The sequence below is a fragment of the Rheinheimera sp. genome, from assembly GCF_030690345.1.
Lineage (GTDB): Bacteria > Pseudomonadota > Gammaproteobacteria > Enterobacterales > Alteromonadaceae > Alishewanella.
In genome coordinates this window covers 738,873-751,626 of sequence record NZ_JAUYGV010000007.1, presented here as the reverse complement: position 1 = coordinate 751,626, position 12,754 = coordinate 738,873, and the positions used below count along the sequence as shown (strand labels likewise).

Annotated in this window: 12 protein-coding genes; 10 read left to right on the top strand and 2 right to left on the bottom strand. The window is 48.2% G+C overall.

The window, feature by feature from the left end:
* Positions 1–274: 274 nt before the first annotated feature.
* The 6 genes from Q8O77_RS14285 to Q8O77_RS14260 all read left to right on the top strand — a co-directional run bounded on the left by Q8O77_RS14285 (position 275) and on the right by Q8O77_RS14260 (position 5,703).
* Positions 275–811, top strand: a complete 537-nt coding sequence (locus tag Q8O77_RS14285; RefSeq protein ID WP_305554864.1) for a pseudouridine synthase — start codon at positions 275–277, stop codon at positions 809–811.
* 16 nt (positions 812–827) lie between these two features.
* Positions 828–1,283 carry an NUDIX domain-containing protein gene (locus tag Q8O77_RS14280; protein WP_305554451.1) on the top strand — a complete coding sequence of 152 codons (456 nt, stop codon included), beginning with the start codon at positions 828–830 and terminating at the stop codon, positions 1,281–1,283.
* A gap of 69 nt (positions 1,284–1,352) precedes the next feature.
* Positions 1,353–2,477 (top strand): tRNA 2-thiouridine(34) synthase MnmA, encoded by a 1,125-nt coding sequence (gene mnmA, locus Q8O77_RS14275; protein WP_305554448.1) that lies wholly within the window; start codon positions 1,353–1,355, stop codon positions 2,475–2,477.
* A gap of 1 nt (position 2,478) precedes the next feature.
* A complete protein-coding gene (gene hflD / locus Q8O77_RS14270) occupies positions 2,479–3,117 on the top strand; it encodes a high frequency lysogenization protein HflD (RefSeq protein ID WP_305554446.1) in 639 nt (212 codons plus the stop codon).
* Between the two features lie 8 nt (positions 3,118–3,125).
* Positions 3,126–4,496, top strand: coding sequence for an adenylosuccinate lyase (gene purB, locus Q8O77_RS14265; RefSeq protein WP_305554443.1), 1,371 nt, complete (start codon positions 3,126–3,128; stop codon positions 4,494–4,496).
* 52 nt (positions 4,497–4,548) lie between these two features.
* Complete coding sequence (locus Q8O77_RS14260) at positions 4,549–5,703, top strand: cupin domain-containing protein (protein ID WP_305554440.1); 1,155 nt, start codon at positions 4,549–4,551, stop codon at positions 5,701–5,703.
* A 76-nt stretch (positions 5,704–5,779) separates the two neighbouring features.
* Here the strand turns inward: Q8O77_RS14260 and Q8O77_RS14255 are convergent, their stop codons facing one another.
* On the bottom strand, positions 5,780–6,208 hold the full coding sequence (locus Q8O77_RS14255; protein WP_305554438.1) for a DUF4826 family protein: 429 nt from the start codon (positions 6,206–6,208) through the stop codon (positions 5,780–5,782).
* 244 nt (positions 6,209–6,452) lie between these two features.
* On the opposite strand from Q8O77_RS14255, the gene Q8O77_RS14250 reads away from it, so the two are divergent.
* Positions 6,453–7,496 carry a Glu/Leu/Phe/Val dehydrogenase gene (locus Q8O77_RS14250; protein WP_305554435.1) on the top strand — a complete coding sequence of 348 codons (1,044 nt, stop codon included), beginning with the start codon at positions 6,453–6,455 and terminating at the stop codon, positions 7,494–7,496.
* A gap of 42 nt (positions 7,497–7,538) precedes the next feature.
* On the opposite strand, the gene Q8O77_RS14245 is transcribed toward Q8O77_RS14250, so the two are convergent.
* Positions 7,539–8,384, bottom strand: a complete 846-nt coding sequence (locus Q8O77_RS14245) for a patatin-like phospholipase family protein (protein ID WP_305554432.1) — start codon at positions 8,382–8,384, stop codon at positions 7,539–7,541.
* Positions 8,385–8,527: 143 nt separating this feature from the next.
* On the opposite strand from Q8O77_RS14245, the gene Q8O77_RS14240 reads away from it, so the two are divergent.
* The 3 genes from Q8O77_RS14240 to prsR are packed head-to-tail and all read left to right on the top strand — an operon-like array spanning position 8,528 to position 12,725.
* Entirely contained in the window at positions 8,528–9,271 is a 744-nt protein-coding gene (locus tag Q8O77_RS14240; protein WP_305554429.1) for a serine protease, read from the top strand.
* 40 nt (positions 9,272–9,311) lie between these two features.
* Positions 9,312–11,345, top strand: a complete 2,034-nt coding sequence (gene prsK / locus Q8O77_RS14235) for an XrtA/PEP-CTERM system histidine kinase PrsK (protein ID WP_305554426.1) — start codon at positions 9,312–9,314, stop codon at positions 11,343–11,345.
* Positions 11,346–11,369: 24 nt separating this feature from the next.
* Positions 11,370–12,725: a PEP-CTERM-box response regulator transcription factor gene (prsR, locus tag Q8O77_RS14230; RefSeq protein ID WP_305554423.1), complete on the top strand. Its 1,356-nt coding sequence runs from the start codon at positions 11,370–11,372 to the stop codon at positions 12,723–12,725.
* Positions 12,726–12,754 lie beyond the last annotated feature (29 nt).

Genomic DNA, 12,754 nt, shown 5'->3' with positions numbered 1-12,754 from the left:
TTTTAAACGCATTTGTTGCAAAGCGGCGCTAGTATAGCAGCATGACATTCAATAAAATAGGCAGCCTGCCGCGCAACCGGGCGGCTTATCTCTGCTGCAATTTTAAGCAGATAATGCGCATTGTTAAGCAATACTGACAGCAACTGTAAAGCAGCAGGATACTATGAATTTCAGCAAGAAAAAGACAGAGAAACCTGTGCCGGGCAGACAGAATTTACAAAATAATCCATATACGAAAAAACGCAATGCGACCAAAGTCGCGCATCCGGTAATAGTGCTGTTTAACAAACCCTTTGACGTATTGTGCCAATTTACCGACAACAGCACGCCAGCGCGCACTACCCTGGCAGATTTTATCCCGGTTCCGGAGGTATATGCCGCCGGTCGGCTCGACCGTGATAGCGAAGGCTTGTTGTTATTAACTAACTGCGGCCAAACCCAGCACCGGATCAGCGACCCTAAACACAAAATGGCCAAAACCTATTGGGCGCAGCTCGACGGCAATATCAGTGACGACGCCCTGGCGCAATTGACGGCAGGGGTGCAACTAAATGATGGTTTAACGCTACCTGCTATCGCACAGCGTATGGCGGAACCTGAGATCTGGCCGCGCCAGCCCCCTGTGCGTCAGCGCGCCAATATTCCTACCAGTTGGATAAGTCTGACGATTACTGAAGGCCGTAACCGTCAGGTAAGGCGGATGACCGCCGCTGTCGGATTTCCCACTATACGTTTAATCCGCGTGCAAATAGGTGACTGGACTCTTACTGATTTAGCGCCTGGCCAATACAAAGTGTTAGCGCTGAAATAAGGAAAGTACGAACATCATGAGCAGAGAATTACTGCACCTTACTGTTGCCGCCATAGTGTGTTTTGAGCATAAGTTTTTGCTGGTAGAAGAAATTGACAAACTCTCCGGCAACCGAGTACTGAATCAGCCTGCCGGCCATGTTGAACAGGATGAGGATTTACTTAGCGCTGTAAAGCGCGAACTGTTTGAGGAAACCGGCCTGATGCTTGAGCCCTCTGCCTGGCTGGGCATTTCGCAATTAACCGCAGCCAATGGCCATCGCTATGTACGGTTGAATTTTGTCTTTGAACCCGATAGCTTGCCAGCCCGCTACCAGCCACAAGACAGCGATATTCTGGCGCTGCACTGGTACAGCGCCACTGAGCTGCCACAAGCCTTGTTACCGCTTCGCAGCCGCCTGGTCAGCGACGCTATTGCCTTGTACTGTGAAGGGGTTCGCCTGCCGTTATCGCTAATTCAACCGCCGCGATAACATGCGCAGCCGATAAATTTAATGTATAATCCGCGCCTTGTTTTTTTAAGCCTTCAAAAGTGCAGTGCTATGCCAGATACCCGCTCAGCTGACAGCTCAGCAAACAGCAGTAAAAAAGTCATCGTCGGCATGTCCGGCGGCGTAGATTCTTCCGTCTCAGCCTATCTGTTGTTACAGCAGGGTTATCAGGTTGAAGGCCTGTTTATGAAGAACTGGGAAGAAGACGACAACGACGAATACTGTGCTGCCGCTGAAGATATGCGCGATGCTCAGGCAGTATGCGACAAACTGGGTATAATGCTGCACAAAGTAAACTTTGCCGCTGAATACTGGGATAACGTATTCGAGTATTTCCTTGCCGAATATAAAGCCGGTCGCACCCCTAACCCGGACATTATGTGCAACAAGGAAATTAAGTTTAAAGCCTTTTTAGAATTTGCTGCCGAAGCCCTGGGCGCTGACTATATTGCCACCGGCCACTATGTGCAACGGCGCTATGTGAATGGCCACTGGCAGCTTCTGCGCGGGCTGGATAACAACAAAGATCAAAGCTATTTCCTCTACACCATCGGGGAAGAACATGTGGCACAAACGCTGTTCCCCGTTGGTGAGCTGGAAAAGCCGGCGGTACGCGCCATTGCTGAACAGCAAGGTTTAGTTACCCACGACAAAAAAGACAGTACCGGTATTTGCTTTATCGGCGAGCGTAAATTTAAAGATTTTCTGCAGCAGTATTTACCGGCGCAACCCGGCGATATTGTTTCAGTGGATGGCGACACTATCGGCCGCCATGAAGGTCTGATGTACCACACCTTGGGCCAGCGTAAAGGCCTGGGTATCGGCGGCCTGCGCGATGGCGGCGACGAGCCCTGGTATGTGGTGGGCAAAAATCTCGACACCAATCAGCTGATTGTTGCTCAGGGCCATGATCATCCGGGGTTACTGTCTAAAGGTTTAGTGGCCAGCCAGTTGCATTGGACCGACCGTAAAGGCCCGCAGCAAGCGCTGCGTTGCACGGTAAAAACCCGTTATCGGCAAACTGATATTCCCTGTAATTTAACTCCCAACGCCGACGGCACGGTAACGGTACTGTTTGATAGCGCACAAAAAGCAGTGACGCCGGGCCAGTCGGCGGTGTTTTATCTGGACGACGTTTGCCTTGGCGGCGGCATTATTGATCTGGCATTGAACTGATATGCAATATTCTCTTTCTACCCAAATTATAGCGCTGGCCGGTTTGTGTCAGGCGCTGAAGTTAGTACAAAGCGTGGCGCGCAGCACCGACACAGATAAAGCGGCGTTGTCTGTCATATTAAACAGTGTCGCCGTTATTGATGCGCAGGAGCCGCTGCAAATTTATGGCGACTCAGTCGCTAATTTGCAAACCGGCTTACAACTGATTGTGGATCAATTGGGTGATAAACCACAGAAAGATGTCGAGCTGACCCGCTATATCGTCGGCGTGTTAGCGCTGGAGCGCAAACTGCATAAAACGCCGGCTAATATGAACAAACTCGGTGGCAAATTGCAGCATTTGGAACGCCAGTTGCAGCATTTCAGTATTACCGATGACAATATGCTGGCCAATCTGGCCGACATCTACAGCGACTGTATCAGCAGTTTAGGCGGTCGCATTCAAATTTATGGCCAACCGGATTTATTAAAACAACCCTCTGTACAACACAAAGTACGGGCATTGTTATTGGCGGCTGTCCGCTCTGCCGTTTTATGGCGTCAGGCAGGTGGTAGCCGGCTGAATTTTATCTTTAAACGTCGCAAGTTAGTGGCGCAAGCACAACAGATGCTGGCGCAACTACCCTCATCAAGCTTATAGGAGCCTGTATGCAACTGAATGCCCTTACCGCTATTTCTCCCGTTGACGGGCGCTATGGCAGCAAAACCACCGATTTACGTAACTATTTCAGTGAGTTTGGCTTAATTAAATACCGGGTGATGGTAGAAGTACGTTGGCTGCAGCAGATGGCTGCCACAGCAGGCATTGCCGAAGTTCCGCCTTTGTCGCCGGAAGCCAACCGTGTTTTAAATGACATTGTCGACAATTTCAGCTTAAGCGATGCTGAGCGGGTAAAAGAAATTGAGCGCACCACTAACCACGACGTTAAAGCCGTAGAATATCTGCTGAAAGAAAAAGTGGCTGCAAACAGCGAACTGGCGGCAATAAGCGAATTTATCCATTTTGCCTGTACCTCAGAAGATATTAACAACCTGTCGCACGGCCTGATGTTAAGTGAGGCCCGCGCGCAAGTATTACTGCCGCAATGTGATGCGTTGCTGGACGCGATTAAGCAGTTGGCCAATGAGCATAAAACGGTGCCGATGATGGCGCGCACCCATGGCCAACCCGCCTCACCCACTACCATGGGTAAAGAAATGGCTAACGTTTACAAACGCTTACAGCGTCAGCGTGATCAAATCGCCAAAGTAGAAATCCTCGGCAAGTTTAATGGTGCTGTCGGTAACTACAATGCACACTTATCGGCGTATCCTGACCTTAACTGGCATCAGCTGTCAGAGCAGTTTGTTACCGGTTTAGGCCTGAGCTGGAATGCCTTTACCACCCAGATTGAACCGCATGACTATATTGCTGAGCTGTTTGACGCCGTAGCACGCTTTAACACCATTCTGCTGGATTTTGATCGGGATGTCTGGGGTTATATTGCGCTGGGTCACTTTAAACAGCGTACTATTGCCGGTGAAATCGGCTCATCAACCATGCCGCACAAAGTTAACCCTATCGACTTTGAAAACTCCGAGGGCAACCTGGGCATCGCCAATGCACTGTTTAACCATTTGTCGGCGAAGTTACCGGTATCGCGCTGGCAGCGTGATCTGACTGACTCTACTGTACTGCGCAACTTAGGTATGGGTTTTGGCTATACCTTAATTGCCTATCAGGCAACGTTAAAAGGCATCAGTAAACTGGAAGTGAACGAAGCTAATCTGCGCGCAGAGTTAGATGCGAACTGGGAATTGCTGGCAGAGCCGGTACAAACGGTGATGCGTAAATACGCGATTGAACAGCCGTATGAAAAACTAAAAGAGTTAACCCGCGGCAAACGTATTACCCAAGCCGATTTACATCTGTTTATTGACAAACTGTCACTACCGGACCAGGTAAAAGCACAGTTAAAACAGCTGACACCGGCTAATTATATTGGTGCGGCGGTAGAAATTACCGACAGCCTTAAATAACGGCATTACAACAAGGCGCTGAATTCAGCGCCTTTTTTCTCAGGAAACACTTATGTATCAACTGAATTTAGGCTCGCTTAGCGTGGCAGAGTTTCTGAATGAATACTGGCAGAAAAAACCATTGCTGCTCAAAGGCGGTTTTAAACAGTTTGCTGATCCGCTGACAGCCGATGAACTGGCCGGTTTGGCGCAGGAAGAAGACATCGAGTCACGTATCGTCAGTTGCGCAAATAAACAGTGGGATATGCAAACCGGACCCTTTGAGGATTTCACCGGCTTTGGCGCAACAGACTGGACCCTGCTGGTGCAAGCTGTGGACCACTGGCACCCTGACGCAGCTAAATTGCTGGACCCGTTTCGCTTTATCCCGAACTGGCGCATAGATGATCTAATGGTCAGCTTTTCCACACCGGGCGGCGGCGTTGGCCCGCATCTGGATCAGTACGACGTATTTATTATTCAGGGCGAAGGTAAACGTCACTGGCGGGTTGGCATGCCGGACAGCAGCTTAGAGCAATTATGCCCGCACCCGCGGCTGTTACAGGTAAGCCCCTTTAATGCCTGTATTGATGTAATAACAGAACCTGGTGACATTTTATATATTCCACCGGGTTGCCCGCATGATGGTATCAGTATCGAAAACAGCCTGAATTATTCGGTTGGCTTTCGTGCGCCGGCACAAAAAGATTTACTTACCGGGCTGGTAGATCATTTAATTGACCATGACATTACCGGCAACCGCTTTAGCGACAACGGCCGCAGCGCAGCAATATCCGTTGGCGCTATCAGCGATACCGATCTTAGTCAGGTGCAACAGCTGTTACTGCAGTTGGTTAATGACAAAGCCATGCTGCCGCATTGGTTTGGCAGTTTAATTACCCGCGCCAAACACGAGCTTGATATCAATGAGCCTGACCCGCACTATGCGGCTGATGAAATTGCTGAATACCTCGACGAAGGCTCGGTACTCAGCCGCAGTGGCGGCCTGCGCTGTTGCTACTATCAGCAGGCAAGCAGCAGCGATATTCTGCTGTTTATTAATGGTGATCAGATCACACTACCGGCCAATGAGCTGGCAACAGCACAGTTGTTGTGTGATTTTACCAGCCTGACTGCAGAGCAGAGTTTGCATTTTAACCAATCGGCTGAACGTTTGATGCTGCTCACTACCCTGCTTAACCAGGGCTACTGGTACTTCAGCGAGTAATGCTGTTACCTGTAAAACATAAATAAAAAACCGCACTTAGTGCGGTTTTTTATTTATTGTAAAGCAAAGACTACACTTAGCTGACAGCTTCAGCCTGCCACAGCTCGTCGTTATTAAACATCTCATATAAAGCATGTGCGCGATTGACCAGCAAATTGACAAAGTCTTGCTTGGTTTTATCGGTAATGCCTGAATCAATAATTTGCTGGGCTTTTAATTGCCAATGTAATGAAAACGCCCTGACGGCTTCTCTGGCATCAGGTGCGGCAGAAAATGCCATATGATCTGTCGGCAGATCGCCGCTAATCACCCAAAATGACTGTTTATCTTTGGTATTCAGCTTCCATACCGCCATATAGGGCGGTAAATAACGGCTTTCGGACGCTGCAACAGTGTCCGGAATAATACCTTTGCCGGCTAAATACTCATTCGCCTTCTGAAACTGCGCCCTTACCCATTCGGCACGTGCCTGTTCAATTTGTTGCTGAGTTAACTGCTCACTCATTATACGACTTCCTGCTGTAATTTTTTTTGCTACTTTAGGTGACTCGCCGGACACAATCAAGTGTTGCTGTAAATTGTCGACAATCACCTGGACTGACCAGATTATTTTTTCCGGCATTTCTGGTGTAACTCAGGTTGAAATGCTACATTTCGCGGCGCAAAAATGCCGCTGTCAAAGTGGCTGTTAACCAGACCGACTTAAAGCCCTGAAACAGTCAGGCAGTCAATAAACGGAGAAATCAGTCGTGGCCGTATTTAATCATTCTGAGTTCGATAATCATGAGCAAGTGGTCTTTTGCAGCGATGCAGAAACCGGTCTGAAAGCTATTATCGCTGTACACAGCACTGCTCTGGGTCCTGCTGTTGGTGGTTGCCGTTTATGGGATTATGTCTCAGACGAAGCTGCATTAAATGATGTCTTACGTTTATCCCGTGGCATGACCTATAAAAACGCGATGGCAGGTTTACCCTTAGGCGGCGGTAAATCGGTTATTATCGGCGATGCTAAGAAGATTAAATCCGAAGCCTTATTCCGTGCCTTTGGCCGTATGATCCATCGCTTGTCCGGCAGCTATTACAGTGCTGAGGATGTCAATATCACTACCGGCGACATAATGATCGTTAATAAAGAAACACCGTTCGTTGCAGGGCTGGAAGGTAAAAGCGGTAATCCGGCGCCCTTTACTGCGCTGGGAACCTATCGCGGCATAAAAGCGGCAGCGAAACACCGCTTTGGCTCAGACGATCTGAGCGGTAAAACCGTCGCTATCCAGGGCCTTGGCAGTGTCGGTTTTTATTTGTGTGAGCACCTGCACAAAGAAGGTGCAAAGTTAATTGTTACCGACATTAATCAGGACGCCGTGCAGCGTGCCGTAAACCTGTTTGCTGCTAAGGCTGTAGGCTTGGATGACATCTATGCTGCCGAGGCGGATATCTATGCGCCTTGCGCTTTAGGTGCCACGATTAATGACGAGACTATCCCGCAGCTAAAAGCACGTATTGTTGCCGGCTGCGCCAATAACCAGTTAAAAGAAGCACGCCATGGCGAAGTGTTGCGGCAAAAAGGCATATTGTACGCACCGGACTATGTGATCAATGCCGGCGGCATTATCAATGTCGCATCAGAGATGCGCCCGCAAGGCTACTCAGAAAGCGAATCAACAGCCAAAGTGATGGCTATTTACGATACGCTGCTGACTATTTTCCAACGCGCTGATGCGGAGCAACAGCCTACCAGTCAGGTAGCGGATTTAATGGCACAGGAAATTATCCGCCGCGGTAAAAACTGATACTTTTACCACGAAAAACACCGCGCCATGCGCGGTGTTTTTTTATGCTGCGGTAAATAAAGCCCCCAGTTTTAATGGCACTATGCTCATCGCGGTGTCGTAGCCGGTATTAAACAATTGCTGTTTTTGCTGCTGGCTCATGGCAAAGTCAACCGATGACACCGCGCCGGTGTTGATCACTATGGTATTGTGCCAATGTTCAGCATGCACATATTCTCTGGATACTGCGCTCATAAAGGTTCTGATTAACATATAAATGTAGGATACCAACGGAAAATAGCGGCTGGTTTTAACCGGCTGAGCTTCAGTATCGCTTTTCAACCGGAAACAGATTAACGGCACCCCACAGCCTGACCAATCATGATGCAACGCATCTTCAGACAGGATCACGCCATCGGTCATAATGTGGTTTTCAAACGCCTGAAAGGAAAAAAACAGCGGGATCGACATCGAAAAACGGATAGCTTTTGACACTTTAAGCGTTGGTGTGAGTAAGCGATTAAATACCACAGGCCCACCACCGTTAATGTCCGTAGCCAGCACATGTAAATCGTGTGGTAAATCAGCAAACGTTGCCCCCTGCAACTGTTTGTCTAACCAGGCTTCCAGCTTATTACCGTTACAAAGGCCGCCGGTACGCAGCAAAGAGGTAAAGGAGAAACTCCAGAATTGCTTAAAATCCGTTTGTAGCGCTAATGCTTTAATATCGGCCAAACTCCAGCCTGCGGCATATAATGCTGCGACAATACTGCCACCAGATACGCCAACCAGATGGCGAAAGCGGAAGCCCATTTCAAGTAACGCCTGTAAAATACCGATATAACAGCTAAGCCTGGTGCCACCGCCGGAGAATATCGGTACAATTTCTTTATCCGCTTTACTTAACATAGCAGCGCTTTCCGTGGCTGTTGAACAACATTGTTAGTATGGGGGAATTTCTCACGCTTGCCATTAAATGCTGCAGCTATTTTGTACAATCTGCGCTAGTATAGTGTCATTACACAATAACTTAGATATGGATTGTCTTAAGTATGTATAGAATCCTGCTATGCCTGCTGGCGTTGTATTGTCCCCTGCCGGTGTGGGCGGACTTAAGCAGCAGCATAGAGCAAATAAAGCCATCCGTTGTCGCCTTAGGAATATACAGCCCGCTGGGCTCTCCCAGAATCAAATTAATCGGCAGTGGCTTTGTTGTTGAGCCCGGCAACAAAATCGTGACCAATCATCATGTGATATCCAAACCGTTAAATACGCAACGTAATGAAAGCTATGTCGTACTTTCAGGCTCTGCCGACAATGTCATTGTTCATCAGATTATCAATACTAAACAGCAGCCGGCTCATGATTTAGCCGTGCTTAAGATTGATGGCAAATTGCCGGCCGTTGCCCTTGGTGACGCTAAGCTCATTGCTGAAGGCACTGAAATCGCCTTTACCGGCTTTCCTATTACGGCGGTGCTGGGCCTGTACCCGGCGACTCACCGTGGCATTATTTCAGCAATAACGCCGATTGCGATACCAGCGGATAATTCTGCACAATTACAAGCCTCTGCTCTTCGTCAGCTACGCAAGCCCTTTATGGTATATCAGCTTGATGCAACGGCTTATCCGGGCAACAGTGGCAGCCCGTTGTTTGATGTAAAAACAGCACAAGTCATCGGTATTATTAACCAGGTCTATGTAAAGTCTACCCGTGAAGCGGTATTACGGGACCCCAGTGCTATCAGCTTCGCCATACCGGTATCACTTTTACTGCCGTTATTGGATAACCAGTAACTAACATGAAATCAATACACCTTGGCACGGATGCGATTTAATGGATGTATTTAGCCAACTGGCGCTGGATAAAATTGGTTTTGCATTAGCCGGCTTGGCCAACCTGTTTTTCTTTCTGTTGATCCTGGTAACACGGGTAAAAAACCTGCCGCGCTTTTTGCTGTTAACCTGGGCCTTAATCAGTATATGTTGGTCGGTGTTTTATATGCTCAGCCCGGCACCGGCGTATTCCAATGCCACGTCGTTACTGCTGGAGCTGGCACGAAACTTTGTGTTAATGCTGTTCTTATTGTCAGCATTGGGCCAGGGAAATAAGAGCCTGCGGCAATTACTGCAGAGCCATACCGTAGTTGCGCTTACTCTGTTGATCAGCATTTGGTTTGTACTGAGTAAATGGCAACTGATCTCAGTCAATTTGATGTTCACCGGTAGCCTGGCACTGTATATTTTCCAACTTGCTCTGCTCGAAGCCATGTACCGCAAAGCAGCGGAGAACAAATGGCAGTATAAGCCGTTGGTGTTAAGCATCACCGTTTGCACCGCGTTTGATTTTATACTGTTAGCAGAAGCAGCGCTGTTTGGTCAGATTGACGCGCAAATGTGGGCTGCCCGCGGCTTTATCTGCGCCGCTATGGTACCGTTCCTGATTATTGCTGTACGCCGCATTCAGGCATGGGGCATAAGCGTTTATGTCTCAAGGGACATTGTGCTGCAAAGTACCCTGGTTTTAACTGCCGGCCTTTACCTGTGTCTGATCGCTATCGCTGGTTTCTACATTCGCTATATTGGCGGGCAATGGTCAAATCTGCTGCAGGCCATATTTCTGGTATTGGGCTTTACTATGCTTGCCGGCATGTTATTGTCCGGTGCCCTACGCCGGCGACTAAAAGTATTTATTGAGAAACACTTTTTTGCCAACAAATTTGATTACCGGTTAAAGTGGCTGGAACTGACGCGACAACTAAGGCTGGTTGATATAACCAAGCCTGAGCAATATGACACTATTTTACAAGCTTGGCTCAGCGCTATCGGCTACAACAGAGGCTGTTTACTGCGAATTGGCAGCGCTACACATATTGTGCAACTGGCATGCTATAACCGCCCGCTGTTGTCTGACAATGAAAAAACGCTGGTGCAACGTTATGTTGCAAAATTTGCCAGCAGCCATTGGTTGGTTGATTTGTCTGACAGTACCGATCCTTTTACGCAACAACAGAGCAAGCTGAGCAATGTCGACATTCAGTTAATAGTGCCAATTCATTCGGATGGCAAACTCTGGGGGCTTTGCCTGATGAATACTCCGCTGGTTGACAGGCAAAAGCTGAATTGGGAACTGCGCGATTACCTTATGTTAGTAACGGAGCAAATCAGCAGTTATTTAATGTTGATGCAAGCCAGTAAAGCGCTCAGTGAAAATGCCCAATTCGCTGCTTTTAGCCGCATGTCTGCGTTTGTGCTGCATGATCTGAAGAATGTAAAAGCACAAATCGATTTAATGTTACAAAACAGTATTAAACACAAAACTAACCCTGAATTTATTAACGACAGCTTCGACACCTTAGCGGCCATGCAGCAAAGGCTTGATAATATGCTGTCACAATTGAGCAGCAAGCGCAGCGACAACGCCGGCCAAAGTGTATTTAATGCCGCAAACATCGTGCAGCAGATCATTAGTCAACGCTGTGCGGCGAAGCGTCCGCTACCAATACTACACGTGGACAGTGATGCGGAGTTATCCTTGAATAAGGAGCGTTTCGCCAGCGTTGTTTATCATTTAATAGATAATGCACAGCATGCAACACCGGCAGATGGCGAGGTTAAGGTATCTATATTCAGCGATGCCTTTTACCTGACACTTGAGATAGCTGATACCGGTTGCGGTATGTCTGCCGACTTTATCAACCAGCGTTTATTTAAACCCTTTGACTCAACCAAAGGTAATGCAGGCATGGGCGTTGGTGCTTATGATGCGCTACACTTTGCAGAACAACATAACGGGCAGTTACACGTGAGCAGCACAGAAGGTACAGGTTCCATCTTTACCCTAAAGCTGCCACGCTATCAGCCTGTATAAAGCAGTAAATACAAGGACTGTTCAATGAAAACTGTATTAGTCATAGAAGACGATATTGGCATCCAGAAACAACTTAAATGGAGTTTGCCTGATTATGAATTAGTGTTTGCTCAGGACAGAACCTCAGCGTTAACACAATTAAGACGTTATGAACCCGAAGTGGTCACCTTAGACCTGGGCTTACCACCGGATCCGGCAAATGCCAGCGAGGGCCTTGCCTGCCTGCATGAAATTCTCAGCTGCCAGCCGGGTTGCAAAGTCATTGTTGTAACCGGAAGCAATGACAATGAACATGCGCTAAAAGCCGTAGCCCTTGGTGCCTACGATTACTACCAAAAGCCTATCAATACTGATGTGCTTACGGTGATTTTGGACCGGGCATTTAAGCTAAGCCAGCTTGAAAGCGAGAATAAAGCGCTCAGAGCCGCCAATCTGAACAATGCCGACATCATTGGTAACAGCGAAGCGATGGCAAAAGCCTGTCGCACGGTAGAGAAAATAGCCCCGACTGAAATTACCACCTTATTGCTGGGCGAGAGCGGCACGGGCAAAGAAGTCTTTGCCCGTGCTATACACCGGCAAAGCCCGCGTAACAACAAAGCCTTCGTTGCAATAAACTGCGCCTCCATTCCGGAGAACTTACTGGAAAGCGAGCTGTTCGGTTATGAGAAAGGCGCCTTTACCGGAGCAAACAAAACCACTCTGGGCAAAATAGAATGCGCTAACGGTGGTACTTTACTACTGGACGAAATCGGTGATATGCCGTTAAGTTTGCAGGCGAAAATGCTGCGATTCTTGCAAGAACGGGTTATAGAACGGGTTGGCGGCCGCCAGGAAATTGAAGTGGATGTCAGGGTGATATGCGCCACCCACCGTAATCTGGCAGAAATGGTGGCAGATCAGAGCTTTCGGGAAGACTTGTACTATCGTATCAGTGAAATCACCTTGCTAATTCCTCCGCTGCGCCAACGCGGTCATGATATCGTGGTTATTGGCAAGGTTCTGCTAAATAAATTCAATCACGAATTTAATACACAGATACAAGGCTTTACTGAGTCTGCTATGCAAGCCATGCTGCAATACAGTTGGCCTGGCAATATCAGAGAACTACAAAACAAATTAAAGTCGGCTGTTATCCTGGCCGACAGCAAGTATATCTCAGCTGAAGATATCGGCCTGTCAGAACAACATAGCAAAACGGATACACTGCGCAAAGTGCGGGAGCAAGCAGAAACCGGCGCGATTCGTCATGCCTACACCCTCGCGAATGGCAACCTGTCTAAGACTGCAGATGCACTGGGAATTACCCGACCAACGCTTTATGCCTTAATCGACAAGTACAGACTGCATGACTTGCGAAGTATTGAGGCTGAAACCTGAGATTGAAGCATAAAAAAACCCCACCGAAG

Bases quoted from the DNA above. Each gene is read 5' to 3' on its own strand.
- Q8O77_RS14280 (WP_305554451.1), top strand. From the start codon at position 828: ATGAGCAGAGAATTACTGCACCTTACTGTTGCCGCCATAGTGTGTTTT.
- mnmA (WP_305554448.1), top strand. From the start codon at position 1,353: ATGCCAGATACCCGCTCAGCTGACAGCTCAGCAAACAGCAGTAAAAAA.
- hflD (WP_305554446.1), top strand. From the start codon at position 2,479: ATGCAATATTCTCTTTCTACCCAAATTATAGCGCTGGCCGGTTTGTGT.
- purB (WP_305554443.1), top strand. From the start codon at position 3,126: ATGCAACTGAATGCCCTTACCGCTATTTCTCCCGTTGACGGGCGCTAT.
- Q8O77_RS14260 (WP_305554440.1), top strand. From the start codon at position 4,549: ATGTATCAACTGAATTTAGGCTCGCTTAGCGTGGCAGAGTTTCTGAAT.
- Q8O77_RS14255 (WP_305554438.1), bottom strand. From the start codon at position 6,208: ATGAGTGAGCAGTTAACTCAGCAACAAATTGAACAGGCACGTGCCGAA.
- Q8O77_RS14245 (WP_305554432.1), bottom strand. From the start codon at position 8,384: ATGTTAAGTAAAGCGGATAAAGAAATTGTACCGATATTCTCCGGCGGT.
- Q8O77_RS14240 (WP_305554429.1), top strand. From the start codon at position 8,528: ATGTATAGAATCCTGCTATGCCTGCTGGCGTTGTATTGTCCCCTGCCG.
- prsK (WP_305554426.1), top strand. From the start codon at position 9,312: ATGGATGTATTTAGCCAACTGGCGCTGGATAAAATTGGTTTTGCATTA.
- prsR (WP_305554423.1), top strand. From the start codon at position 11,370: ATGAAAACTGTATTAGTCATAGAAGACGATATTGGCATCCAGAAACAA.